The sequence below is a fragment of the Campylobacter concisus genome (assembly GCF_003048675.2).
GTDB classification, from domain to species: Bacteria; Campylobacterota; Campylobacteria; order Campylobacterales; family Campylobacteraceae; genus Campylobacter_A; species Campylobacter_A concisus_F.
The window spans coordinates 789,140-813,290 of the sequence record NZ_CP060707.1 but is presented as its reverse complement, the minus strand read 5'-3'; the positions used below and the strand labels follow the sequence as shown (position 1 = coordinate 813,290).

Sequence of the window (24,151 nt, the reverse complement as noted above, 5' to 3'; positions counted from 1 at the left end):
CTATGAGCAACAGTTTCACAATCGAAGAGAACAAGAGCCTATATAGCGCAAAGATAAAGGTAGTAGGCGTAGGTGGTGGCGGTGGTAATATGATAAACCACATCATCAGAGAGAATCCAAATTTAGACATCGATCTAATGATAGCAAACACAGATGCTAAGGCACTTGACAATTCTCCTGCACACACAAAGATACAGCTTGGTGAAAAAAAGACAAAAGGTCTTGGCGCTGGTATGAGACCAGAGATTGGCAAAGAAGCTGCACAAGAGAGCTACGAAGAGATAAAAAGCGCTCTTGAAACTTCTGATGTTGTGTTTATCGCTTCAGGTCTTGGTGGTGGTACAGGTACAGGTGCTGCTCCGGTTGTTGCGCAAGCTGCAAAAGAGATAGGTGCGCTAACAGTTGCTGTTGTTACTATGCCTTTTTCATTTGAGGGTAAAAAACGTAGCAAGCTAGCAGATATAGGTCTAAGCGAGCTTAGAAAAGAGAGCGACTCTATCGTTATCATACCAAACGACAGACTTTTAACTTTGATAGATAAAAAATCAGGCATCAAAGAGAGCTTTAAAATGGTTGATGAGGTGCTTGCAAGAGCGGTAAATGGTATGTGCTCTATCGTGCTTGACTCTGGTGTCAGCGATATCAACCTTGACTTTGCTGACGTAAAAACAGTTATGAGCCACAGAGGTCATGCTTTGATGGGCGTTGGCGAGGCTTATGGCGATGGTGCAGCTCAAGAAGCCATCAAAAATGCTATCCAATCACCACTACTTGACAATATGAACATAAACGGAGCGCTTGGTGTTTTAGTTCATTTCAAAATGCATCCAAACTGCTCACTTGATGATCTTCATAGCGCGATGTCAATGATCGAAGAGGCATCTGATGATGATGCTGATGTGATCTTTGGTACAACAACTGATGAAAACATAGAGGATAATAAAGTCGAAGTTACTATCATCGCAACTGGATTTAAAGGTGCAGAAAAAGAAAGTGAAGAAAAAAAAATAGCCCAAGAGCCTGAAAACGATCTTCTAAATAAAAATATCGTTTTAAAAAGAAGAGTAAGTGGCGGATATAACAGCGACGAGTATATCTCTCAGCTAGATATCCCATCATATCTTCGCCACCAAATGGACTAAGTCCTAACTAAAAATTCTCCTGTTAAATTGCAAGTTTATCTTGCAATTTACCTTTTAATATATTCAAAATTTTAACAATAATCCAGCAAACACTTAAACTTGCATTATATTTTTTAGCTTTTACTTGCATAAATTTATTTGTAAATTTATTAAAGAGCTTAAGCATCACCAAAAAAAATTAACTACGCTTTTATGATATTTTTAAAATTTAAAGTAGAAGTTCAAGAAGAAAAGCTAGAAATTTGCTGACTAAGCTAAATTTCTAGCCAATAAATTTTAATTCACTCCAAGTTGTGCTTTTACAAAATCGCTTGCCATTTGGATATTCCACTCTGGCTCCCAAACTAGGTCGATCTCACACTCTTTTACACCCTCCACGCCAAGCACAGCCGTTTCAACCCAGCCAAGTATCATCTCATGAAGCGGGCAAGACTTAGTTGAAAGCGTCATCGTCACCTTTGCTTTGCCGTTTTCATCGCAGCTCGCATCATATATGAGCCCAAGCGAAACGATGTCAAAGCCAACCTCTGGATCTACGATATTTGATAGAGCATCATAAATTTTTTCTTTCATTTTTTATCCTTTAAAACCAGTAAATTTAAAAACATTTATCATATTTACAGCAAGTAAAATGATGCTTAAAACCATAAAAATCATACTTGCATAGATCAAATTTCTCATCTCAAAGCTAACCGCCAAAGGATAGCACACAAGCGAAATGACATTAAAAGCTATGGCAAAATATGCAGCCTTTTTTAATATCATCGCATCAAGCAGCGGCACTTTTGCCTTGCCAACAAATGGCGCCACATAGTGATACCAGATGAGAAATGGCGCGATCTTATAAAGATGAGCCACGATAAAAGCAAACAAAAAGCCATATATCATAAAAAATGCAGCCAAATTTAGCTTTTCAAAAACCATAAATGTAGCAGCGCAAAGCAAGGCAAGCAGCGAAAGAGCGATATTTACATTCCAGTAGTCATACGCCTTTCTCACGCGCTTTTTTAAGATATAAAACGCTTGAGCTATAAAAAGCAAAGCTGCCACAGCCACTGCAAAAATAGCTAAATTTTCATCGATTGCCAGCAAAACTCCAGCTAAAATATAGCAGGCAAGAGAGGCTTTGCTAAGTGTAAATTTAAGATCATGCGCCAGCGCAAACATCGGTAAAAGCACGCTTGCGGCCCCAAGTATGACAAAAAATACAAAGCCCAGCACAAAATATACATGAAATTTTAATGTCATCATAAAATCAAGCATAAGCGTGCCGCCAAGTATCATCACTAAGCAAAATCCAAGCGTTATGCCAACTAGCAAAAATATCGCCGATACAAAGAGCGCAAAGGCGGCAAAGCTTCTTTTTTGATTATTTAAAAAGCTTAGTGCATAAGTCGAGCCAAAAAACACGAGCGAGAAAAAAAGTAAAACTCCGCCAACTTGCAAAATTTGACCCTCGCCAAATATCATCGCATAGCTCATAGCAAGCAGTGAAAAGCAAAAAACGGCTAAATTTAAAATAGCCCCTTTGACCGTGAAAAATGGCTTTTCTAAGATGACCGAGGTTAGCTGATAGAGTGCTCCGATGATGATGCTCATCACAAAGCCCACGAAAAATATATGCAAAAAGCCAGCCGTATTTAGCGAGCTAATCGCCTCAAAATCAGCGTAAAAAAAGGCCGAGACGCTTAGCGCTAAGAAAAAAATGCCAGCGATAAAGTAGCCGCCAACTAGCTTAAATGGCGGCGCATAGGTGTTTAAAAGCATTTTAGTGGCAAAGGCTGGTGTCTATGTTTTTTATGCTCGCACCCTCTTTTAGGCTAAAAGTCATCTTCACAGCCCCGCCCTCAAGGTCCTCGCGCTCCACATCAAAGCTCTTTTCTATCTTTGGGATGAGCCCAGCTGGAAATTTGTGATTTACCATCACGATCTTTGTGTTTTTATCAGCAAATTTTATCGCCAAAAGCGCATTTACCATAGGCTCAGGTGGCACGCAAGGACGTGAGTCAAAGCCTATAAAATTTACCCCATTTTCACTAAATTTATAAAACGGCACCGTCGCACCCTCTACATTAAACTGCTCTGCATTTTTGAAAAATTCACTCATTTTTTCTCCTTTTGATTTTGGAGAATTATACTCTGATTAAACTTTTCAAACCATTGATTTGCTTCAACAAAAGCTACTTAACGTAGGGGATAAACTCCTCGTATCCAAGCCTAGCCATATCCTCAAGCGGTATAAATTTAAGGCTTGCGCCGTTTATGCAGTATCTTAGTCCGCCCTTATCACTTGGTCCATCGTCAAAGACATGCCCAAGGTGTGCATCGCTGTTTTGCGACCTAACTTCAACCCTTTTCATCATAAAAGAGTTATCCTCGCTATATGAAAGCGCCGTTGTCGTGATAGGCTTTGTGAAGCTTGGCCAGCCACATCCCGCATCAAATTTATCAGCGCTTGAAAAGAGCGGCTTGCCGCTGGTGATATCGACGTAAATGCCCTTTTTGTCAAATTTATCATATTCGCTACTAAATGGCTTCTCAGTCGCCGCCTCCTGCGTCACGGCATACTGCTCGCTACTTAAATTTCTCTTTAGCTCCTCTTTGCTAAGCGGCTTAAATTTAGCCTCATCGTAAAGTGGCTTGCTCGCTAAATTTAGATCGATATGACAGTATCCAAAAGGGTTTTTATCAAGATAGTCTTGATGATACTCCTCGGCAATGATGAAATTCTTAAGAGGTGCTACCTCAACCACGATCTTATCTTTAAATTTCTTTTGCTCTATCTTCATAAAGCTCTCAATAACAGGTAGATCGTCCTTGCTAACATAGTAAATCCCGCTTCTATACTGCCTGCCAACGTCATTGCCCTGTTTGTTTAACGAAGTCGGGTCGATCACCCTAAAAAAATGAGCCAAAATTTCAGCCAAAGCGACCCTATTTTCATCAAATTTGACATAAAGTGTCTCGGCATGATCGCTCTCATGTAGCTCGCGGTAGCTCGTGTTCTCGCTCTTGCCATTTGCGTAGCCCACTTTTGTATCCACCACGCCAAATATCTTTTTAAAATATCCCTGCATGCCCCAAAAGCAGCCACCTGCTAAATAAATTTCTTTCAAATTTTGCCCTGCCATCGTCTGCTCCTTTAAAAACTCATCTTTTGCCATCAAATTTACACTCAAAAATACCGCCAAAACCAAGAGAAAATTTAACATCTTTTTCATGAGAACTCCTTTTTTGAAGGATTATATAAAATTTAAAGTTATAAAGTGTGAAGTAAGGGGCAAAGCGCCCCTAAATTTTAGTGCAAGAAGTGTCTAACGCCAGTGAAATATAGCGACATGCCGTGCTCATCGGCAGCCTCTATCACCTCATCATCTCTGATACTGCCGCCTGGCTCAATGACGCATTTTACGCCCACTTTGCTAGCGATGTCAATGCTATCTCTAAACGGAAAGAACGCCTCGCTTGCAAGCACGCAGCCATTTAGGTCGATCTTTAGCTCCTTTGCCTTCGCTACGGCCGCACGAGCAGCATCCACACGGCTAGTCATACCCATGCCAATAGCCACCATAGCGCCATCTTTTACATAAACTACGCAGTTGCTCTTCGTTAGCGCAGCCACTTTCCACGCGATCTGAGCGTCTTTTAGCTCGCTGCCAGTTGCAAATTTCTTGCTCATTTGCTTCATATTTTCAAGCTCTTCGTCTTTTACAAAGTCTCTTTCTTGAAATACAAATCCACCATCGATGTGCTTAAAGTCAAATTTATCATTTGCACGCACTAAAAATTTATTATCTTGTGTGAAAATTTTGATGCGTTTTTTACTCTCAAATACCTTAAGCGCGGCATCATCAACATTTGCAGCGATGATTACTTCAACGTAAATTTCATTTATCTTTTTAGCAAGCTCCTCATCAAGCGTGCCATTTATCGCGACCACGCCACCGTATGCTGAGATCGGATCGCACTTAAGCGCTGCCACGTAGCTCTCTAGCAACGTATCTTTTACCGCAAAGCCGCAAGGGTTAGCGTGCTTGATGATAGCCACTGCTGGTGCGTCATCAAAGCTAGTTGCAAGCATTAGTGCGCCATTTATATCGGTCATATTATTGAAACTTGCCTCGCCTTTTAGGGCTCTAAAGTTGTTTGTGAAGAAATAATCAAACTCATAAAGCGCGCCTTTTTGGTGTGGGTTTTCGCCGTATCTGGTGTCAAAAACCTTGCTTCCCACGATAAATCTAGCATCGCCAAAACCGCCATTAAATCTATCATTCATATAGTTTGCGATCATGCTGTCATATGCCGCTGTATGCTCGAACGCCTTTATCATCAGCGATCTTCTAAACTCAAAATCATCGCTTTTTTCTCTTAAGCGCTTTAAAATTTCATCGTAGTCAAGTACGCTTGTGACGATAAGGACGTCTTTAAAATTTTTAGCCGCACTCCTTACCATAGCTGGGCCACCGATGTCGATATTTTCGATGATTTCGGCAAAGTCATCGGTTCTAATCGTAGTCTCTTTGAATGGATATAAATTTACGCAAACCAGATCAATCCCCTCGATGCCATGCTCTTTTGCCTGAGCCACGTGCGTAGCGTCGTCACGTTTATGCAAGATGCCGCCATGTATCTTTGGATGAAGGGTCTTTACCCTGCCCTCAAACATCTCAGGCGACGCCGTAAATTCGCTAACTTCAGTAGCTTTGACGCCCTCATCCTTTAAAAGTTTGTAGGTGCCACCAGTTGAAAGTATCTGCCAGCCAAGCTCTTCTAGCCCCTTTGCAAACTCCAAAATGCCCTCTTTATCGCTAACGCTAAGCAACGCTCTCATTTTTTCTCCTTTATTAAATTTTTTATCTTTTTGTTAAACACATACCTTTTACAAGCAGAAGCTGCCCCATTTTTATATCCTTTGCGATATTTTTTATCGATAAGGCTTCTAGCGTCACCATAACATTTGCAGCTGCATCTATATAATAGTCTTTTCTCTCTACAAAGTTTTCACGCTTTTGACCGACGATATCAACGCTAAAGGCATAACTTGAAATTTGATTACCATCAAAGTAACTAGCATCTAATACGCTTAAATTTACAGGTTCCTCTTTCTCAAGCGCCTCGCATATCGGCTTTTTCGAGCTAAATTTCATCACCTTTATGCCACGATCATACGAAAAGATATACTCACTAATTTCATTTAATTTTTTTGCTTGAACTGACATAATGTCGCTCTTGTTGCCATCTTTATCGACAAATATTATGCTCACATTGCTATCTTTAACATCGTAGTTGCTGACGACCAACCTTTGATCTTGATAAAGCTCGCTTTGAGTAAGCTTAAATATTATCTCTTTTCCATCGATATTTACCACTTTAAAATCATTACAAAAGCTAGCCACCGCTAGTAACAAAATAATAAATTTCTTCATCTAAACTCCAAATTTCTCTTTTAATCGCCCATAAGCCTCATTTATCTCCTGAAGCTTCTTAGTCGAGCGCTCTATCACCTCTTTACTCTCGCCTCTGCCCATCAAAATGTCAGGATGATACTGCCTCACAAGCTCTTTGTAGCGAGCCTTTACCTCATCAAGGCTTGCATTTTTACTAAGTCCTAAAACCTCAAACGCATCGTTTTCTTGGCTCACCTCATCGCGGTCTGCCCCAAATCTTGAGCCATAGAAGCTATCAAATTTATAGATTATCTCATCAAGCGTCTCTTTATCTATGCCAAATCCATAAGCGATGTTTCTTATAACATCTTGCTCGCTTTTGTTAAATTCTCCATCTATATAGGCTAAATTTAGAAAAAAAGTGAGCCTAGCTACGCAGGTATCGTAGTTTAGATTAAACGCGCGCTTGTAGTTTCTGGCGGTTTCATAGGCATTATCTACATTTTCTTTTTGGCTATTATAGACCTCTTTTAGATACTCGCGCACGCCGCTAACACCGCTAACTTTCTGGCTTAGATCATCAAGCACTTGAGTGATCAGCCTAGCCTCTAGCTCGCTAACCCTGCCGTCACTTTTAGCGACTTTTGCAAGCAGTGAGACTAGAAATTTAGCCTCATTTACATTTGCTTGTTTCTTGCGGTTATTGCCTATTTGCACGCTCATAAAGAAAAATATCGCACCGCCTAATATCAGTAAAAACAAAACTCCAGACATATTACCACAAGTGATAGATCGTATTTTTTATCTTGCCATTTACTAGCTCGTTTTTGCGCCATGAGCTCTCGTCATTCATAACATTCCAGCGGCGCTCCTCAGGGCGATAAAACCAGTCTTTATCGATCTGATAGTAAATTTGTTTGCCGTTTGTCTCGATGATGTTTGCGATGTTGTTATCGTGATAGCTGTTCTCATCGTAGTCGGTAAAGGCTCGCTGTCCCATCTCTGAGTAAAGTAGCGTTAGCTCCTGAAGCATCTCGTTTAGATCATCGTCCATTTTTTTGACATGCAGGCCGATCTCCTGCGCCTCACGAAAGAGTATCGGATACTCGTGCGCTGGGTAGTCTGCGTTTAGTCGCTCTGAAATTTCAACGATCTTTTTGTCATCATCTATGTGATATCTAAGTAGCTCAGAGCAAATTTTAAGTGAGAGCGAGCTAGCACGATCAACCGCACCAAAAACTAGCGGATGAATATACTCATATAGCGAGTTATAGGGGTTTGTGTCGTTTGGTCTATCTTTATCCTGCTCTTTCCAAAGCTTCACTACACGGCTAAGCTCGTCCATAGAGACGCTAACAAGCTCGTTACCCTTGTTTGTAGGGCTCAGCTCGTGTTTTAAAGAGGTATCAACTGGTGTTAGATAGGCAAGTGGGCCCATTACGATCTCATTTGCGCCAAGCGCCATCATCGTAGCAGCTGAGGCGCAGTTTGATGGGATCAGCGCTATTAAATTTTTGCAGTAGTTTCTAAGCGTACTAATGATCCTAAGTGCAGCTATGCCGCTTCCGCCATCACTTTTTATAAAAAGATAGGCAGTATCTATCTTTTTACCCTTTAAAATTTCATACATTGCGCTTGCATCGTTGCCGCAGACATTACCAGCGTTTGAGTTGTAGTAGGTTATCAAAGGGGCATTTAGCCTTTTTTCTATCGTACTTATCAAATTTTGAGTATCGCTAAAGAGCACTGGCGGTTTTGCCACGCCCTTTTTCTCGTTTTGCTCTACTTCCTTTTCCCCGCTTACTTTTTGAGACTTTTTAGAAAACATCTTTTAGTCCTCCTTTTTTACGATTTTCGCAAACTCATTTAGATAAATTTCTCTTACGTCCTCTAAGCTCTCATCTATATCATTTAGCTTAAATCTCTTGCCTCCGCTAACGCCGATCTTCTCAAATTTCACACCAAATTTAGCAGCAAGCGCTTCAAATTTAGCCTCGTCTTTTACACCCACGACCGCCCTTGAAAAGCTCTCGTCAAAGATGAAATTTGGCTCTTTAAATTTAATCTCGCAGTTTGCGCCGATGTTTGAAATGCTAGCCATTTTTGCTAGCGTAATAGCAAGACCGCCTACGCCTACGCTATTTGCAAACTCTAAAATTTGCTCTTTATTTGCCTCTATCACTAGCTCCCAAAGGGCCCTTTCAGCTTTATATTCAACCTCTTTTAGCTTGCCACCAACCACGTTAAATAGCGCCTTTGCGTAAAGTGAAGCAGCAAATTCGCCACTTGTCTCACCAAGCAAGTAAATCGCCCTGCCCTCGCTTAAAAATGTGCTTTTTAGGTTTAAATTTGCATCGTCATTTACCCCAACTGTTACGATAGCTGGCGTTGGATAGACGCTAACGCCGTCAGTGTCGTTATAAAGGCTCACGTTACCGCTAACGACTGGCGTATTTAGCTCACGGCAAGCCTCTTTTATGCCCTCGCAGCCCTCTTTAAACTGCCACATCACCTCTGGATTTTGCGGATTGCCGTAGTTTAGGCAGTCGGTGATCGCAAGTGGCACAGCGCCGCTCATCGCTACCTTTCTACCAGCAGCAGCGACGGCTCTTGCAGCACCGATCTTTGGATCGACGAAATTTGCTCTAGGATCGCACTGCGCAGCCATAGAGACGGCCTTTTTAGTGCCTTTTACTCTGATGCTTGCAGCACCTAAGTGCCCTGGCTGTTTTATCGTATTTGTCTGGATATTTGCGTCGTATTGGTCGTAGATAAAGCTCTTATTTAGCACTTCTGGCTCTTTTAAAAGCTTAAAAAATGCCGTTTTGTTATCAACATTATTTGGAATTTCTAAATTTGCTATCCCATCAAGGTATTTTGGACGTGCGACTGGACGATCAAGCACAGGAGCTGCCTCGCTAAGTGGGCCGATAGGGATTTCGCCTGCAAGCTCGTCGTGCCAGTAAAGCTGCATCACGCCGCTACTTGTGACCTCACCGATGATCTCAGCGTCAAGGTCCCACTTTCTAAAAATTTCAAGCACTTTTTGCTCAAAACCTTTTTTGGCGCATATTAGCATACGCTCTTGAGACTCGCTTAGCATTAGCTCATAAGGCGTCATGCCAACTTCGCGCATCGGCACGCGCTCTAAATACATCTTCATGCCGCTGCCGCTTCTGCCAGCCATCTCAAAGCTAGAGCTTGTTAGCCCTGCTGCACCCATGTCTTGGATACCGATGATATAGTCTTTTTTGAAAAGCTCTAGGCACGCCTCCATAAGCAGCTTCTCGGCAAATGGGTCGCCTACTTGCACCGTTGGGCGAAGTGATTTATTTTCGTCGTTAAAGCTATCGCTCGCCATCACAGCGCCGCCAAGTCCGTCCCTGCCGGTCTTTGAGCCTACGTAGATGACTGGGTTGCCAACACCTTCAGCCTTGCCGTAGAAAATTTCATCACTCTTACAAAGACCAAGCGCGAAGGCGTTGATTAGGATATTGCCATTAAAGCTAGGATCAAAGGTGGTCTCGCCGCCAACAGTTGGGATACCCATGCAGTTGCCGTAGTGTCCTATGCCAGCCACGCTTCCTTTTAACAGATATCTATGCTTTTTGGCTAGCTCGCCCTCGCCTCTTATCTCGCCAAAGCGAAGCGAGTTCATGTTCGCAACAACTCTTGCGCCCATCGTAAAGACGTCTCTTAAAATTCCACCAACGCCAGTTGCAGCGCCCTGAAACGGCTCGATAAAGCTTGGGTGGTTGTGACTCTCCATCTTAAACACAGCTGCAACCCCGTCGCCAACGTCAATGACGCCAGCATTTTCGCCAGGTCCTTGAATGACCCAAGGTGCCTTTGTCGGAAAGCCGTTTAGGTATTTTTTGCTTGATTTGTAGCTGCAGTGCTCGCTCCACATCGCTGAAAATATGCCAAGCTCTAGTAAATTTGGCTCACGGCCTAAAATTTTTAAGATCTCCTCATACTCTTCGTCGCTGATTTTATGTGCTTGTATGGTAGCTTTATCCATTGATGTAACCTTTTAAGAATTTTAAGCTATTTTACAACCTTGCTTATAAAAAGTTACTAAAAAGCCTTTTGGAATTTACTAAAACAAAGCACATTTGAGAGAATTTCGCCTTGTTTTACAAGGTCGCTTTCGATAAAAGTTTTATAAAAATTTTGCGTTAGCGTCTCAGCCTTAATATTCTCTTCATCTTCGCTTGAAAGGTTGAAATAATAGCTCGTCTCTCTTAGAAAAAAGCCTTGATCATTAGATATATCTGAGTTTAAGATCACCGCAAAAAAGCCATTTTTCAAAGGGTGATTTGTCACACTTTTTACTTTTATCACCTCTTTGCCACCTGCAAAAGCTTCGCAAACTGGCATGCTCTTTGTGCTATAAACTACGCTTTTGATAGCTTTATTTGAAATTTCATAAAATTTGATATTTTTTGCATTTGCTAGCTCCTCTATGTCACTAGAATTTGACAAGATGAGATCATGGTTTGTGCCCAAATTTTTAATAAGCACCATTTGATCTGCTTCGCTGCCTTGCATGAGATCGCCAAGAGCGCTAAATTCTGCATTTACTCCGGCTGCTTTTATCTCAGCCTTGCCAACAATGTTTGCAAATTTATTAAAGTCATCTAGGCTATTTTGCAGCTTATAAAATTTCATCTCATGCAAAGTTTCGTTATTTTCAAGGTAGAGTAAATTTGCCTCATCGCTTGGCGCTAAAATTTGCCTGCCAGCGCACCCTGCAAATAAAATAACAGCAGCTAAAAGTAGAAATTTTGTCCTCATTTTCCCCACACAAGATAGATATAAATTTAAATGGCCTCTAGCGCAAATGGCTAGAGGGCGGTAGAAATTTGTTTTTACGCTTTGAAAACTTTTTCAAGATGCGCCTCATACTCTTTTAGATCTCTTGGCACATCTGGCATCTTAATGACATCGTAGCAGACAAAATATGGAAGAGGCTTCATGCCCAAAAACTCATTTGCCTTTCTAAAATGAAAATAAACTCCATCAACTCCGCGCGCCTCAAAAAACTCATTTGGATCGCTAAATGCCTCGGCTGGGGCATTCCAAGTAAGGCTTAGCATAAAATTCTTGCCATTTAACAAGCCGCCTTTGCCGTAGTTTTTGGCTGGATCTACCCTGTGCCTGCCATCACTCGTATAAAGCTTGCCATGACCTGCTGTAAAGACCTCGTCGATATATTTTTTCACTATCCAAGGCTCGCCCATCCACCAAGCTGGCATCTGCCAAACTACCGCATCCATCCAGAGAAATTTCTCAACTTCAGCCTCGATATCATAGCCTTGATCTATCACGGTTTGTTTTACCTCGTGACCCATTTTCGCTAGTTTTTCGCACGCAAGATCGTGAAGTGTTTGATTGAGCCTGCCATCTGAATGGCCAAATTTTTTGCCACCATTTATAAGTAAAATTTTCATATTCTCTCCTTTAAAAAGCGCAAATTTTAACCAAAAAAAGTATCATTTTCCTAAACAAAAATGGCTAAACATCTCGTCTAAAATTTCACTTCTCTCAAATGGCTTTGTGATACTTGCAAGTGCCTTTATCGCGGTATTTAGCTCATAAGCAAAAATTTCTAGTTCCTCTTCATTTAGCCTAAAAAATGCCCTTTTTAAAGCCTCGCTCGCCTCTTTGCAGCTTAAAATTTGGCGGTTTGAGCTTAGCATGATCTCATCAGTGTCTTGCGTCTTGAGATAACTTTCAAGCTCTTTTAAAACTACGCTCGTATCATTTTTTGCAGAAATTTTGATGGCGCCATCCAAATTTATGTCAAATTTAAATGCCAGATCGCTTTTGTTTAGGATAAAAAAGGCTTTTTTATTTGAGTTAGAAACGAGCCTAATTATCTCTTTGTCTTGCTCATCACTTGGGCAAGAGCCATCAAAGACAGCTAGGATGATGTCAGCCTCGTTTATGGCTGAGATTGAGTAGTTTATGCCGATTTGCTCGATCTTTCCAGCATCTTTTCTGATGCCTGCGGTATCTATTATGCGAACTAGATGCGAGCCGATCTTGAAATTTTCTTCTATCCTATCTCTAGTTGTGCCAGCTTCGTCGCTAACGATCGCGCGCTCATAAGCCAAAAATGAGTTTAAAATGGAGCTTTTGCCGACATTTGGCTTACCTACTATTGCAATCTTAAAGCCATCTATGAGCCCTCTTCTTTGCTCGCTAAGAGTGGCTATGCGCTCTAGTTTTTCACTATTTTTTAAAAGCATCTGCTTAGTCTGCTCTAGCAAATTTGCAGGCAGATCATCATCAGCATAGTCGATCATAGTCTCGACAAAGGCAAGCGTTTTGACCACTTCGCCTCTTATCTCGCCTACAAATTTACTAAGATCACCTTGCATCTGGCGGGTTAAAATTTTAGCAGCGATCTCGCTTTTTGAAGTGATGAGCCCTTGCATCGCCTCGGCCTTGGCTAGATCCATTTTGCCATTTAAAAATGCTCGCTTGCTAAACTCGCCAGGCATTGCTAGCCTAGCACCAGCTCTTATTAGCTCATTTAAAATTCTCTCGCTCACCATAACGCCGCCATGAGTTTGAAACTCAACGATATCCTCGCCAGTAAAGCTTGCAGGAGCCTTAAAATATATAACGATAGCTTCGTCTAAAATTTCATCATCAAGGGAGTAAATTTTGGCTAGCTTTGCATATCTTGGCTCTAAATTTGAAAGTTTAAGAAGTTTTAAAGATGTGGACAGGGCGTCCTTGCCGCTAAGCCTTACAATAGAAACTGAGCCGATGCCATAAGCGGTGGCAAGGGCTGCGATAGTTTCACTCATTTTTTAAAAAAATCATTTACAACGACAAATTTGCCGTCATTGCCGCTTTTTATGCCGACATATTTATCTGGGAATTTCTCGCGAAGTTTCTCAAGCGCGATCTTAACCAAAACCCCATCAAGTGGCTTTGTTTGGGCTCTGCCGCTATTTTGCACACGCTCGATCACACCATTTAGATATTGATCCATCATCGCTTCTTGATTTTGCAAAAATTGCGCGATCTCAAGGCGGATAGCGAGGTTGTATTTTGAATTTAGCCAGTTATAGAGCATATAAGAGATCGCTTTATATCTATAACCCTCTTTGCCGATAAGTAGTGCCGCATCAGCTCCGTCTATCTCGATAAGCACGGTCTCATCGTTAAATTTACTAACTTCTACCTTGTCTATCTCAAAGCAGCTTGCCTTAAAAAGACGCGTCATGCCCTCTTTTATCTCGGGTAAAATTTTATCAAAGTCGATTACAACTTTCTCTTTTTTCTCTTTTGGTAAAGCTTGAGGCGCGCTCTCTTCATCACTTTGGTTGAAATTTTCGATGATTGAAGTATCTAGGATATTTTTAGGAGCACTTTTACCAGCTTGTGGCTCTTTTGCCACTTTAGTCTCTTTTTGCTCTTTTGGCTCATCAAGTCTTTTTATGACATATCCTGGCTCTTCAGCCTCTTTTTCACCCTTTTCAGCAAAGGCATCTTTTGCAAGGGCTGAGTTTTTTTCACTCAAATTTGGCTTTTCATTTTTATGCTCTTTTTGCTCAGACTTAGTTTCATTTTTCTCATCTTTATGCTTTTTAGGATTTCGCTTTTTATCATTATGATCGTGTTTTTTACTCTGTTTTTTCTCTTCTTTTATACTCTCATTCTCATCACTTTTTTTAGCAAAATTTCTATCATTTTTTGGTTTATGTTGTGGTTTTGGCTGATTTTCTAAATTTGCCTCGATGATCGCTGTCTTTTTAAAAAAACCAAAAATTCCGCTACTTGGATGCTGTAAGACCTTTATATCAAGCTCAGTGACCGAGCAGTTAAGCTGCTCGGCTGCCTTTTGAAATGCCTCTTGGAGAGTATTTGCTTCTATTTTCATTGAGCTTTTACCTCCGCAGCTTTTTTATGTTTTTCAAAAAGTTTATTTACAAAGACTTGTTGAACGACCGAACAAACGTTATTTACAAACCAGTAAAGCGTAAGACCTGCTGGGAATGTCACAAAGAAAAATGTGAAGATCAAAGGCAAGAATTTCATAACCTTTTCTTGCATAGGATCGGTAAATGTCGTTGGTGTAAGCTTTTGTTGTAAAAACATCGTTAGACCCATTAAGATAGGCAGCACAAAGTATGGATCCATCACTGAAAGATCGTGTATCCAAAGTATCCAAGGAGCGCCTTTTAGCTCGATCGCATTTAGTAAAACGCGGTAGATCGCAAAAAATACCGGAATTTGAAGCAAGATCGGCAAGCAGCCACCCATCGGGTTTGCGCCATGTTTTTTGTATAGCTCCATCATATGGACTTGCATCTTTTGCTTATCATCTTTATATTTTGTTTGGATCTCTTTTACCTTTGGAGCAAGCTCTTTTAGCTTATTCATCGATAGCATACCCTTATATGTAAGTGGGAACAAAACTATCCTTATAACAAGCGTTAGCACGACTACCGCCCAGCCCCAGTTGCCAATGTAGTTATGTAAGAAATTCAAGAACGCAAACATCGGCTTTGCTATAAATGTAAACCAACCATACTCGATAACGTCGTTTAGTCTCTCATCCATCGAGCTTAAAATTTTATGCTCTTTTGGTCCGATATAAGCGCCTAGTTTTAGACTATCGTTTGCCTTTACAAAGACGATAGGATTGTTATTTGCATCTTTATCCACAACGGCTTCAAATGGCTTGTTAAATGAATAAAATAGCGCTGTGTAGTATCTATCAGATGCAGCCGCTATAGTTGTATTTGCGTAGTTTTTAACCTCTTTTGCATCGCCATCTTCTATGATGTTTAGGCTATCGTCTGTATTTCTAAGCATGACACCATGAACTGTGTAGCTATCTATCGCGATATTTGGTCTAAAGCCAGGAGTGATGAAATAATCAACACTTTTACTTAAATTTACTTCAACTTCATAGCGACCATTTGGGTAAAATTTGATATTTTTTGTGACTGTAACGCCATCTAAATTTTGAATGAGTTTTATGGTTTTAGGCTCGCTGCTAGCATCTACCTCGCTAGCGTCACTACTATATGCAACCTTAAAAGCATCAGCATTTAAAGTGCTATCGTTAAATCTAAGCTCAAGCGGCAGTGGATTTTGCGAAACAAGCTCGATTTTGTTGCCATCTTCTGTTTTGTACTTATCTTCGGTGAGATAAAATTTCGCAATCCTGCCTAGCTTATCTATCTTTGCTTCGTAGCTTTGACCTTTGATGGTAGCGATTATCTCGTTTGAAGCTAAATTTTCATTTGATTTTGGAGTATCGTTAGCAGAGGCTGGAGCTTTGCTTTGATCCATTGTTTGAGAGATCGTTGTCTGGTTTTGCTCTAGTGGAGCTCTTTTTGGCATAAAAAAGTCATATACTATAAAAAATACGATAGACAAAAGTGCTGCAAGAAGCAGTCTTTTTTGCATAGACATCTGTTCCATTTAATTTTTTTCCTTTAATTTATCTAATACTTTTACGACATAAAATTTACTATTTTGGCAAGGGATAAACCAGAAATTTACATTTTTGGTATCGCTTTTTTGAAATATAAAACATGAGTTAAATTTTTTGCGGATGATTGGGTAGTTGATACCGCCTTTGAAAAATTGATTGCATCTTAAAATTCGCATAAATGTTGCAAAAAAAGCAGAGAAAAAGCTATTTGTTTGAAATTCCCAAATGGCGTATTGTGAGCAAGTCGGATAGTAGCGACAGCTTTTTGGCAGAAGTATGGAAATATATTTTTGATAAAAAGCGATAAATTTAATCGCAAATTTTTTCATTTTAGACATCCCATTTTTTTTGTAGACCAGCTCAAATTTTTACAAATTTTGTCAAATGAAATTTCTGTAATTCCATTTTTTGCGACCATAATGTAAGTGCCATCTTTTAGCTCATTAGAAATAGAAAAAAAAGCAGCTCTTAAAAGCCTCTTTGCTCTATTTCTAACTACTGCCTTTCCCACTTTTTTGCTAGCAACAACTGCTAATTTTTTTTCAATTGTAGGCTTATAAAAAACTACGCAAGCGTCACAGTGCCATTTGCTGGCTTCTTTATAAACCTGAGAAAATTCTCTCGAGTCACTTAGTGACTCAAAACCAGCTAAGCAGCCAATCTTTTTCTACCTTTAGCACGTCTAGCGTTGATAACCTTGCGGCCATTTTTAGTTTTCATTCTTAAACGAAAGCCATGAGTGCGTTTTTTAGGGGTTTTATGAGGTTGATAAGTCCTTTTCATTTCTATCCTTAAAGTTAATATAAAAAGTGGGATTTTATCAAAGCAATACTTAAATTCCTTTGAATAAATCAGCCCGAAAAAACTATAATTTAAACTTTAAGTAAATCAAGTTATAATCCAAAAATGAAATTTCATAAAAATAAAGATCTCTTAGAAAAATTACTTTTTTTAAAAGCGATCGGTTACAATTTTATAGATGAAAATTTTCTTAATTTAAGTAAATATCAAGATTATAACAGCATAGACGAGCTAAATAGTGAGATAAAAAAGTGCTCTCTTTGCTTTTTGAGAAACAGTTCAAAGTGCGTTTCTACTGGCTTTGGTGATAAAAATAGCAAGATAATGTTTGTATTACTTTGTAAAAAAGATGATTATTTTGAAGGCACAAGTGGCAAAATTTTGCAAAACGCTATAAAAGAAGGCTTAAATTTAGAAAAAGATAATGTCTATATAAGCTTGCTTTTGCGCTGTGAAATTTCAAATAGTGATGCGAAAAATCCAGCACTAAAGAGCTCGTTTGAGCTTTGTAGGCCATATCTTTTAGAAGAGATAAGACTTATTAAACCAAAAATTATCATCACTTTAGGAGAGGAAGCTTTCATGCATCTTTATCCAAATTTGCTCTCAAAAGGCGGATTTTCAAGTATAAGAGGAAGCATTTTAAAAGATGATGATAGATTTATAATGCCAACTTTTTCACCAGAGTGGATCAGCAAAAATCCAAGTTTTGAAGAAAATTTTATAGATGATTTGAAAAAAATCAAGGGAGTGATATGAAAAGAATTTTTCTTTTTTTAGTTATATTTGTAAGCCTTTTTGCAGCGCAAAATGAGGCCTTAAACGAAATGCAAGACGAGATCACTGATGCAAAATTTGAAAGCAACATCACTAAAAATCAAAGCCTCTCAAGCATACCACCAGCAAAGATCACTTACATAAATTTAGAGCCAGAATTTTGTGATAGCTCTTGTTTAAATGAGCTTATTAAGAGCGATATGCTAGCTAGCTTTATGGCAAGATTTGAGCCAGCAAAGATAGATGATAAAGCACTTTTAGACCTTTACACCTCACTTGGCGGAGAGATGGTTTTAAAACTTGCACAAAGCGACAAGATAGCAGTCATCATCCCTCAAAAGGTTATAAAATCATACGCAAATGTCGTATCAAACGCTATTTTGAGCTACATCTTAAAGCAAGATGCAAATGTTGAAGTGAAATTTATAAATAGCAGCGACGAAAGTTTGCCTAGCCTTCAAAACGCGCTTCAAAACGCTAGAAATGAGGGCTTTATCTACTTTATAGCAGCCCTTACTCAAAATGGCGCAAACACGGTAAATTCTCTCATCTTGCCAAACGAACTCATCTACATCCCTAGCGTTCATAGCTCTTTTGTGGCAGCTCCAAAGCCAAATTTGATCTTTGGCGGAGTTGATTACAAAGCGCAAATTTCAGCCCTGCTGGCTTTTGCCAACGAAAAAATAGTCGCCTTTGACGATGGCAGCGCGCTAGCACAAAAACTAAATGAATATGTACGCATGCAAAGTAGCGACTACTACGAAAGCTCGATCACTGGCAAAGATATAAATTTAAACAACACTTTAAGCAAAAAGTCTAAATTTGATAATGCAAGCGTCTTTTTAAACATCCCTATAGTTAAAGCTTCGCTTGTAGCAACGCAGATGAGAGGCTTTGAGATAAAGCCTTACGCGCTTTTAAGCACGCAGATAAATTTCTTGCCAAATATCTTTAGTGCCATCACGCAAAGAGATAGACAAAACCTCTTTGTGGCAAATTCGCTAAATTTACTTGATGAGAGTTTTTTAGGGCTTGGAGATCTTTTTGGAGTTGATTTTAGATACTCACAGATCGGCTACTCAAGTGCGCTGGGAGTGGAGTATATCTATACAAATTTCATAAACAAAAGTGCCATCAAAATTTTTGCTGAGAGAGTTGAGGGCTCGCAAGTTTTATATGATGTAAAAATTTATGATACAAAAAGCGATCACTTTAATGAGGTAAATTCGCAGGAGCAAAACAGCACAAGCGGGATTTAGCAGTTTTACTTGCTAAAATTTAACCCCATTTATAAAAGTTTTCATGCTCTCATCTATCTTTGCTAGCCTGCCCTCTTTCATAAAAGCTAGCGTGATAGTCGCTTTAAAGAGCACTTTTTCGGCATCTTTTTCTTCAAATTTATAAATTTCTTGCTCTAAAACAAGGCTTGCCTTTTTAAGCTCTATGAGCTTTGTTCTTACAAAAACCTCGTCGCCAAGCACGGCTGAAGCGAGAAATTTAGCCTCAAGAGCTGAAACGACAAAGTATCCGCCCTCTTTTGTGAAATTTAGCCCAGCCTCAAAAAACGCTTCACTTCTAGCTCGCTCGCAATATTTAATATAGTTTGTATGATAGACGATGCCGCCTGCATCGGTATCTTCGTAATAAATTCTTATCTTCACAGCAAAGCTCCTTTAAATTTTCATTTGCTCTTACTAGGCTTGCCTTTAGCGCCTCTAGTTATCGTAAGCGACTGATCATAAAATAAAATAAGCACCACCGAAACGCCCACACCAAGCGCTAGCGAGACCGTCGTAGTCGTGATAGCATTATCAAAAAATATGATCAAATACTCATTTTTCTTAGCGATACTTGTCTCATTTAAAAATGAAAAAAGTGCCAATATCCCTTTATACGCAAAAACTCCTGGCACCATCGGCAAAAGCGCTGGAAATGCGATGATCTCAGCTGGCACCTTTAGCCGTTTGGCAAAGAGCATGCCTAAAATCCCACTCATAAAAGAGACGATGAGCGTTGCGACACTGATGTTAAAAAATCCCATCTGCATGATCCAAAAGCGGCTAGCATGCGCAAATGCAGCGAGCAAAGCACAAAAGATGAGAGTTCTTTTTGGAGGCGAGCTAGCATAGGCAAAGCCCAGCCCAGCCACCGCAGCAAAGCCAGCATCTACAAGCGTTTCACTAAAAAGCTCAAACATTTAATATCTCCGCGCTGCTAAGCGTTAGCGTGATATAGACGCCAACAGCCATGCAAAGTATGAGGATGCCCGTGCTTATGGCCCTGCTGATGCCAACAAGGGTGTTATCATTTAGTATGTCAAAGACTGAATTTATGAGAAAAACGCCAGGCATCATAAAGAGCACAGACGAGCCTATCGCCACGTCGCTTGTGTGCGTAAGTCCGTAAGATACGCCAAGATAGGCGATAAATGAGACGACAAAGGATGTCAGGACGTATTGAATTTTTAAATTTACGCCCATTTTTGCAAGGGCAAATTTAAGAGTGTAGCCAACAAGCGTTGCAAAAAATATGCAAACAACCGAGCCAGCATCACCTCCAAAAAGTCTGCAAAATGCCGCATTTGCAAGGCTTATCAAGATAAGTGAGCTAGCAAATTTATTTGCACTGACACTCATCACGCTATCAAAGCTCTCTTTAGCTTCATCTAAACTTAAACCTTCATCTAAAATTTGCCAGCTGAGCGAGGATAGCTCGGAAATTCTATTAAAACTAACCTGCCCTAGAGGGATCTTTCTCACATAAGTTCGGCGCAAGGAGTTGTCCTGCGAGTCCATCACGCTAATGGTAAAATACTTCACAAAAATGGTCACGCTAACGTCGTATCCGTAGTGCTTAGCTATGCGGTCGACGCACTTTTCTACACGCGCTGTGTATGTGCCAGCGCTCACCATCGCTGTCGTGTATTCGGCGAGGAAATTTGTTAAGATTTGGATATCAGGCTTGGCGTTCATTTTGACTGATCTTAAATTTCACAAAAAACAAAATGAGCTGCAAAACAAGCATCACTTTCATCACATATTCGCTTGCGCTATGCATCTTGGCAAACTCCGCTGTCTGCGTTGCTTCAGCACCAAGACTTTGAGCCTGCACGATAAAAGGCGTAAAGATAAAGACAAAGCTTAGCGCTAGGGCTAAGTTTAAAAACGAGAGCATAAATGTGCTAAATTTTAGTGAAAATGCAAGCTTTTTTCTTAGATTAAAGAGCTCGCTAACCGCCACAAATGCGCTTACAAATAGCAAAACGTAGTTAAATTTTAAAAATATCTTTGTCATCATCTGTCCGCTCATAAAATGCGTGAGCACGCCCTCGCCTATGATGCTTTGTGGGAAAAATATGACTGGCGCGACCAAAATACCAAGCGTTAGCTCAGTGCCGATCACCGCTGCTAATAGTAAAAAATAGATGCTTCTCAATCTCTCTCCTTTATAGTTTTAATCTCGCGCAAAAGCCCCTGTCAAAGCCCGCCAAGTCCTTGTAAAATGTGCTTTTATAGCCATTAAATTTTAACGCCATCTCCATGCTCGCCCTTTGATCATAGCCCATCTCGCAGGCGATATTTTTTATGCCGCGGTTTCTAGCGATAAGGATGATGTTTTTTAAAATTTCATCTCCGACCTCGCCACCAAATAGCGCCTCATGCGGCTCGTTTATCACAAATTTATCAAGTTTATAGTCTCGCGCGATATATGGCGGGTTTGAGACCAAGATGTCGATATCACCTGAAATTTCATCGATATATGAGCATTTTACAAAGTCGATTTTATCACTTACATTAAATTTAAGCGCATTTTTTTTAGCTAGTTTTAGAGCCTTTTCGTTTATATCTGTGGCTACTATTTTAGCGTTTGTTTTAAGAGCTAGCATGATGCTTATTACCCCGCTGCCAGTGCCGATCTCAGCGATCTTTGGCGCTTTATAGCCATTTGCTATCTCTAGCACTTTATCAACTAAAATTTCAGTCTCAGGGCGCGGTATCAAAACGCCACTTTCTACCTCAAACTCCAGTCCATAAAAGCCAGCCTTGCCGGTAATGTACTCAAGTGGCTCGTAGTTTTCAAAGCGCTTTACAAGGGCAAAGTAGCCGACATCATCAAATTCCCTCTTTTGGTTTAAAAATATCCACTCGATGCTCACATCAAGGTAGCTCATAAGCAAAATTTTAGCCACCCTGCTTGGGTTCTCACAAAGTGGCTTTAGCCTTAAATTTGCTTCTTTTAGAGCCTCTTCAACTCTCATTTTCTAGCTCATTTATCCGCTCAAAAAGGCTTGGGTGCGAGTGATAGACAAATGAGTAAAGCCAGTGCGACTTTGGAAATGCTTTGTTTTCGCTGCCAAGCTTGGTTAGGGCGTTTATCATGTCAGTTTTGTTTGAAATTTCTTTTGAAAATCTATCTGCGCCAAATTCATTTTTGCGGCTAAAGTGCGAGATGATCGGCGAGAAAAGAAAGCTAAAAATAGGCGAGAAAAGCACCAAAAAGATGATGATGCTAGCGCCATTTTGCCCTAGTCCTATCGCCTCGTATGCGCTTGCACCCACGTTTCCAAAGATGAAAAATAGACAAAATAGCATGACCGCACTTAGCGCTATCATTTTTAGGATATCTTTATGCTTAAAGTGCCCAAGTTCGTGCCCCAAAACCGCCACGATCTCCGCGGTGCTTAGCTTTTTTATCAGCGTATCAAAAAGCACCACTCGCTTTGTCGCTCCAAGTCCGCCAAAATAGGCATTTAAGCGGTTGTCGCGCTTGCTAGCGTCGATCGTAAAAACGCCGCTACTTTTAAAGCCACATTTTGTAAGTAAGCCCTCTATCTTACCCTTTAGCTCGCCATCTTCAAGTGGCGACATCTTGTTAAAGATAGGCGCAATGAGCGTTGGATATATTAAATTTATAATTAAAGCGATACCAAAACTTAGTAAAAACGCCCAAAACCACCAAAACTCTCCAAGAAAATTTATACATAAAAGCACGAGCCAGACGAAAGCCGAGCCAAAAATGAGCATTAGCGCTAGCGACTTTATAGTATCAATCAAAAATATCTTTGCGCTCATATTTGAAAAGCCAAGCTTTTTATCTTTTACAAAGCTCTCGTAGATATTTAGTGGTAGATCAAGCAGCGATGAGATCAGCAAAAAGCTCATCACAAAGAGGATATTTTCAAGCGTAGTGCCATCTTTTAGGCAAGCGTTTGAGAGCACTTTTAGCCCAAAGCTTATCCACGCAAAGAAGATAACGGCGTGATAGATGAGGCTAAAAATTTCAAATTTTAGATTTGTCACGGCGACAACAGCGGCGTTTTTGTATTCGCTCGCTTCAAGCACGACTGGCTCTTTTTTAGCTTCAGCTCTTACAAAGCCGATCTGTAAATTCGCCAAAGAAAGCTTAAAAATCACATAAAAAATATAGATAAATAAAAGTGTATAAAACATATTCTCCCTTAAATTTCATAAAGACTAAAGCAGCCATAGTCCGTTCTAACTGCGAGCTTGACATCTATAAATTTAGCCTCACAGTTTTTCACAACGTGATCTAGCATAAATTCCACCATCACATCGCCACTTTTTAGATTGATAGCGTAGGCTCTGCTTTGATCTATCACCACAAGCTTGCCAGCTGTGCTGTCTAGGCAAAATTCGCTCGCTCTTAGGTATTCGTCCTTTATCCAAGGCTGCTTTGAGACTTTTGCGCTTTTGATATCTACACAAAATAGCTTATTTTCAAGGTAGCGCCTAACTAAAAGTGTGTTTTCGTCTAAAAAGCAAATTTTATCAAGTACACCAAATTCTGCTCTTAGCTCGCTTAAAATTTCGCCATTTTTTGCGTTTAAAATTTGCAGCTCATTTTCTTTGGTGCAAAGTGCAAGCATGCTAGCATCCGCACTAAGAGCCGCGCAAAGTATCGGCACATGGTTTTTTGTGCTGCATTTATACTCGCCAAGCTTTGAAATTTTACCCTCGCAAAAGGTAAAAATTTGTCCAAACATGCCGAGTACTGCTACATCATTTGAAGCGCAGATAAAGCTCGCTATCTCACTACTTTTCTTAACATTTTGCTCGGCTAAAATTTCACGAAATTTAACCTCTTTTGGCTCAAAAATGTAAATTTCATGATCAAGGTCTAAAAGCAAATTTTCGCCTGCACACTGAACATCCCACGCAAGCGGCTTTGGCAAGGCGGTCTGCTCTTTTATAGTGCCACTTCGATCAAGCTTCACTAAAAGATCGCTAGGCTTGCCACCATCTTTTTGACCGCCACTTTTATAAACATAAATTTCATCTCTTAAGCTGGCAAACGAAAGCGCACCAGTGTATCCACCGCCGATATAAACGTGCAAGCTCACTTCTCCTGCTTTTGCCTCGCTATCTTGCAGGATAAAGCCCTTTTTTAGGCTCTCCCACTCTTTTTTGACGCAGGCCTTTTTAGCCTCTTGCTCGCTTGCAAATTCTTTTTTACTCTGCTTTGTTTTAGCGCCTTTTAGGCTCACGCTCACTAAAGCTTTATCCTCTACGCCAAGCCCCAAACGCTCACCGCTATCAAAATTTACAAGCTCGCGCATA

27 protein-coding genes are annotated in these 24,151 nt (G+C 40.2%); 3 read left to right on the top strand and 24 right to left on the bottom strand.

From position 1 onward, the window contains the following. Nucleotides 1–2 precede the first annotated feature (2 nt). Nucleotides 3–1,142, top strand: a complete 1,140-nt coding sequence (gene ftsZ, locus CVT00_RS04095; protein ID WP_087581845.1) for a cell division protein FtsZ — start codon at nt 3–5, stop codon at nt 1,140–1,142. A 276-nt stretch (nt 1,143–1,418) separates the two neighbouring features. On the opposite strand, the gene CVT00_RS04090 is transcribed toward ftsZ, so the two are convergent. From CVT00_RS04090 to rpmH, 17 genes are all read right to left on the bottom strand, one after another. Then, nucleotides 1,419–1,715, bottom strand: a complete 297-nt coding sequence (locus CVT00_RS04090; protein WP_012001609.1) for a metal-sulfur cluster assembly factor — start codon at nt 1,713–1,715, stop codon at nt 1,419–1,421. 3 nt (nt 1,716–1,718) lie between these two features. Beyond that, nucleotides 1,719–2,909 (bottom strand): peptidase M50, encoded by a 1,191-nt coding sequence (locus CVT00_RS04085; RefSeq protein WP_107915435.1) that lies wholly within the window; start codon nt 2,907–2,909, stop codon nt 1,719–1,721. Between the two features lies 1 nt (nt 2,910). Continuing rightward, a complete protein-coding gene (locus CVT00_RS04080; RefSeq protein WP_107915433.1) occupies nt 2,911–3,249 on the bottom strand; it encodes a hypothetical protein in 339 nt (112 codons plus the stop codon). 73 nt (nt 3,250–3,322) lie between these two features. Further along, a complete protein-coding gene (gene msrB, locus CVT00_RS04075; RefSeq protein ID WP_107915431.1) occupies nt 3,323–4,363 on the bottom strand; it encodes a peptide-methionine (R)-S-oxide reductase MsrB in 1,041 nt (346 codons plus the stop codon). 77 nt (nt 4,364–4,440) lie between these two features. Further along, a complete protein-coding gene (gene purH / locus CVT00_RS04070) occupies nt 4,441–5,973 on the bottom strand; it encodes a bifunctional phosphoribosylaminoimidazolecarboxamide formyltransferase/IMP cyclohydrolase (protein ID WP_107915429.1) in 1,533 nt (510 codons plus the stop codon). Nucleotides 5,974–5,995: 22 nt separating this feature from the next. Then, nucleotides 5,996–6,568 carry a hypothetical protein gene (locus CVT00_RS04065; protein ID WP_107915427.1) on the bottom strand — a complete coding sequence of 191 codons (573 nt, stop codon included), beginning with the start codon at nt 6,566–6,568 and terminating at the stop codon, nt 5,996–5,998. Continuing rightward, nucleotides 6,569–7,303 carry a TerB family tellurite resistance protein gene (locus CVT00_RS04060; RefSeq protein ID WP_107915425.1) on the bottom strand — a complete coding sequence of 245 codons (735 nt, stop codon included), beginning with the start codon at nt 7,301–7,303 and terminating at the stop codon, nt 6,569–6,571. A gap of 1 nt (nt 7,304) precedes the next feature. Beyond that, complete coding sequence (locus CVT00_RS04055; protein WP_107915423.1) at nt 7,305–8,357, bottom strand: SDH family Clp fold serine proteinase; 1,053 nt, start codon at nt 8,355–8,357, stop codon at nt 7,305–7,307. A gap of 3 nt (nt 8,358–8,360) precedes the next feature. Beyond that, nucleotides 8,361–10,550, bottom strand: coding sequence for a phosphoribosylformylglycinamidine synthase subunit PurL (gene purL, locus CVT00_RS04050; protein WP_107915421.1), 2,190 nt, complete (start codon nt 10,548–10,550; stop codon nt 8,361–8,363). 56 nt (nt 10,551–10,606) lie between these two features. Then, nucleotides 10,607–11,326, bottom strand: coding sequence for a hypothetical protein (locus tag CVT00_RS04045; protein ID WP_107915419.1), 720 nt, complete (start codon nt 11,324–11,326; stop codon nt 10,607–10,609). A gap of 74 nt (nt 11,327–11,400) precedes the next feature. Further along, nucleotides 11,401–11,982 carry an NAD(P)H-dependent oxidoreductase gene (locus CVT00_RS04040; RefSeq protein WP_103559090.1) on the bottom strand — a complete coding sequence of 194 codons (582 nt, stop codon included), beginning with the start codon at nt 11,980–11,982 and terminating at the stop codon, nt 11,401–11,403. 42 nt (nt 11,983–12,024) lie between these two features. Continuing rightward, nucleotides 12,025–13,350: a tRNA uridine-5-carboxymethylaminomethyl(34) synthesis GTPase MnmE gene (gene mnmE, locus CVT00_RS04035; protein WP_103559091.1), complete on the bottom strand. Its 1,326-nt coding sequence runs from the start codon at nt 13,348–13,350 to the stop codon at nt 12,025–12,027. After that, a complete protein-coding gene (locus CVT00_RS04030; protein ID WP_103559092.1) occupies nt 13,347–14,429 on the bottom strand; it encodes a Jag N-terminal domain-containing protein in 1,083 nt (360 codons plus the stop codon). Before CVT00_RS04030 ends, mnmE begins: the two co-directional genes overlap by 4 nt. After that, nucleotides 14,426–15,982, bottom strand: a complete 1,557-nt coding sequence (gene yidC, locus CVT00_RS04025) for a membrane protein insertase YidC (RefSeq protein WP_103559093.1) — start codon at nt 15,980–15,982, stop codon at nt 14,426–14,428. Before yidC ends, CVT00_RS04030 begins: the two co-directional genes overlap by 4 nt. Continuing rightward, a complete protein-coding gene (yidD, locus tag CVT00_RS04020; RefSeq protein WP_103559094.1) occupies nt 15,983–16,324 on the bottom strand; it encodes a membrane protein insertion efficiency factor YidD in 342 nt (113 codons plus the stop codon). Further along, on the bottom strand, nt 16,321–16,656 hold the full coding sequence (gene rnpA, locus CVT00_RS04015; protein ID WP_035142427.1) for a ribonuclease P protein component: 336 nt from the start codon (nt 16,654–16,656) through the stop codon (nt 16,321–16,323). The genes yidD and rnpA overlap by 4 nt, the downstream gene beginning before the upstream one ends. Beyond that, on the bottom strand, nt 16,644–16,778 hold the full coding sequence (gene rpmH / locus CVT00_RS04010) for a 50S ribosomal protein L34 (RefSeq protein WP_002940373.1): 135 nt from the start codon (nt 16,776–16,778) through the stop codon (nt 16,644–16,646). The genes rnpA and rpmH overlap by 13 nt, the downstream gene beginning before the upstream one ends. Nucleotides 16,779–17,063: 285 nt before the next feature. Here rpmH and CVT00_RS04005 point away from each other — a divergent pair, with 285 nt between their 5' ends. Then, nucleotides 17,064–17,555, top strand: a complete 492-nt coding sequence (locus tag CVT00_RS04005; protein ID WP_230853798.1) for a uracil-DNA glycosylase family protein — start codon at nt 17,064–17,066, stop codon at nt 17,553–17,555. Beyond that, complete coding sequence (locus tag CVT00_RS04000; protein WP_107915417.1) at nt 17,552–18,832, top strand: hypothetical protein; 1,281 nt, start codon at nt 17,552–17,554, stop codon at nt 18,830–18,832. Before CVT00_RS04005 ends, CVT00_RS04000 begins: the two co-directional genes overlap by 4 nt. 12 nt (nt 18,833–18,844) lie before the next feature. Here CVT00_RS04000 and CVT00_RS03995 read toward each other — a convergent pair whose 3' ends face one another. The 7 genes from CVT00_RS03995 to CVT00_RS03965 are packed head-to-tail and all read right to left on the bottom strand — an operon-like array spanning nt 18,845 to nt 24,150. After that, on the bottom strand, nt 18,845–19,234 hold the full coding sequence (locus CVT00_RS03995; RefSeq protein WP_107915415.1) for a YbgC/FadM family acyl-CoA thioesterase: 390 nt from the start codon (nt 19,232–19,234) through the stop codon (nt 18,845–18,847). 20 nt (nt 19,235–19,254) lie between these two features. Further along, nucleotides 19,255–19,770, bottom strand: a complete 516-nt coding sequence (locus CVT00_RS03990; protein WP_002940362.1) for a threonine/serine exporter family protein — start codon at nt 19,768–19,770, stop codon at nt 19,255–19,257. Beyond that, the gene (locus tag CVT00_RS03985; protein ID WP_009293667.1) at nt 19,763–20,545 is read right to left on the bottom strand and encodes a threonine/serine exporter family protein; all 783 of its coding nucleotides are present in this window, start codon (nt 20,543–20,545) and stop codon (nt 19,763–19,765) included. The genes CVT00_RS03990 and CVT00_RS03985 overlap by 8 nt, the downstream gene beginning before the upstream one ends. Beyond that, entirely contained in the window at nt 20,529–21,008 is a 480-nt protein-coding gene (locus tag CVT00_RS03980) for a DUF4149 domain-containing protein (protein WP_107915413.1), read from the bottom strand. The genes CVT00_RS03985 and CVT00_RS03980 overlap by 17 nt, the downstream gene beginning before the upstream one ends. A 10-nt stretch (nt 21,009–21,018) precedes the next feature. Continuing rightward, nucleotides 21,019–21,831 carry a peptide chain release factor N(5)-glutamine methyltransferase gene (gene prmC / locus CVT00_RS03975; protein ID WP_107915411.1) on the bottom strand — a complete coding sequence of 271 codons (813 nt, stop codon included), beginning with the start codon at nt 21,829–21,831 and terminating at the stop codon, nt 21,019–21,021. Beyond that, nucleotides 21,821–23,023, bottom strand: coding sequence for a M48 family metallopeptidase (locus tag CVT00_RS03970; RefSeq protein ID WP_103559101.1), 1,203 nt, complete (start codon nt 23,021–23,023; stop codon nt 21,821–21,823). Before CVT00_RS03970 ends, prmC begins: the two co-directional genes overlap by 11 nt. A gap of 8 nt (nt 23,024–23,031) precedes the next feature. Continuing rightward, the gene (locus tag CVT00_RS03965) at nt 23,032–24,150 is read right to left on the bottom strand and encodes a hypothetical protein (protein ID WP_107915409.1); all 1,119 of its coding nucleotides are present in this window, start codon (nt 24,148–24,150) and stop codon (nt 23,032–23,034) included. Nucleotide 24,151 lies beyond the last annotated feature (1 nt).

Bases quoted from the DNA above. Each gene is read 5' to 3' on its own strand.
- ftsZ (WP_087581845.1), top strand. From the start codon at position 3: ATGAGCAACAGTTTCACAATCGAAGAGAACAAGAGCCTATATAGCGCA.
- CVT00_RS04090 (WP_012001609.1), bottom strand. From the start codon at position 1,715: ATGAAAGAAAAAATTTATGATGCTCTATCAAATATCGTAGATCCAGAG.
- CVT00_RS04085 (WP_107915435.1), bottom strand. From the start codon at position 2,909: ATGCTTTTAAACACCTATGCGCCGCCATTTAAGCTAGTTGGCGGCTAC.
- CVT00_RS04080 (WP_107915433.1), bottom strand. From the start codon at position 3,249: ATGAGTGAATTTTTCAAAAATGCAGAGCAGTTTAATGTAGAGGGTGCG.
- msrB (WP_107915431.1), bottom strand. From the start codon at position 4,363: ATGAAAAAGATGTTAAATTTTCTCTTGGTTTTGGCGGTATTTTTGAGT.
- purH (WP_107915429.1), bottom strand. From the start codon at position 5,973: ATGAGAGCGTTGCTTAGCGTTAGCGATAAAGAGGGCATTTTGGAGTTT.
- CVT00_RS04065 (WP_107915427.1), bottom strand. From the start codon at position 6,568: ATGAAGAAATTTATTATTTTGTTACTAGCGGTGGCTAGCTTTTGTAAT.
- CVT00_RS04060 (WP_107915425.1), bottom strand. From the start codon at position 7,303: ATGTCTGGAGTTTTGTTTTTACTGATATTAGGCGGTGCGATATTTTTC.
- CVT00_RS04055 (WP_107915423.1), bottom strand. From the start codon at position 8,357: ATGTTTTCTAAAAAGTCTCAAAAAGTAAGCGGGGAAAAGGAAGTAGAG.
- purL (WP_107915421.1), bottom strand. From the start codon at position 10,550: ATGGATAAAGCTACCATACAAGCACATAAAATCAGCGACGAAGAGTAT.
- CVT00_RS04045 (WP_107915419.1), bottom strand. From the start codon at position 11,326: ATGAGGACAAAATTTCTACTTTTAGCTGCTGTTATTTTATTTGCAGGG.
- CVT00_RS04040 (WP_103559090.1), bottom strand. From the start codon at position 11,982: ATGAAAATTTTACTTATAAATGGTGGCAAAAAATTTGGCCATTCAGAT.
- mnmE (WP_103559091.1), bottom strand. From the start codon at position 13,350: ATGAGTGAAACTATCGCAGCCCTTGCCACCGCTTATGGCATCGGCTCA.
- CVT00_RS04030 (WP_103559092.1), bottom strand. From the start codon at position 14,429: ATGAAAATAGAAGCAAATACTCTCCAAGAGGCATTTCAAAAGGCAGCC.
- yidC (WP_103559093.1), bottom strand. From the start codon at position 15,982: ATGGAACAGATGTCTATGCAAAAAAGACTGCTTCTTGCAGCACTTTTG.
- yidD (WP_103559094.1), bottom strand. From the start codon at position 16,324: ATGAAAAAATTTGCGATTAAATTTATCGCTTTTTATCAAAAATATATT.
- rpmH (WP_002940373.1), bottom strand. From the start codon at position 16,778: ATGAAAAGGACTTATCAACCTCATAAAACCCCTAAAAAACGCACTCAT.
- CVT00_RS04000 (WP_107915417.1), top strand. From the start codon at position 17,552: ATGAAAAGAATTTTTCTTTTTTTAGTTATATTTGTAAGCCTTTTTGCA.
- CVT00_RS03990 (WP_002940362.1), bottom strand. From the start codon at position 19,770: ATGTTTGAGCTTTTTAGTGAAACGCTTGTAGATGCTGGCTTTGCTGCG.
- CVT00_RS03985 (WP_009293667.1), bottom strand. From the start codon at position 20,545: ATGAACGCCAAGCCTGATATCCAAATCTTAACAAATTTCCTCGCCGAA.
- prmC (WP_107915411.1), bottom strand. From the start codon at position 21,831: ATGAGAGTTGAAGAGGCTCTAAAAGAAGCAAATTTAAGGCTAAAGCCA.
- CVT00_RS03970 (WP_103559101.1), bottom strand. From the start codon at position 23,023: ATGTTTTATACACTTTTATTTATCTATATTTTTTATGTGATTTTTAAG.
- CVT00_RS03965 (WP_107915409.1), bottom strand. From the start codon at position 24,150: ATGCGCGAGCTTGTAAATTTTGATAGCGGTGAGCGTTTGGGGCTTGGC.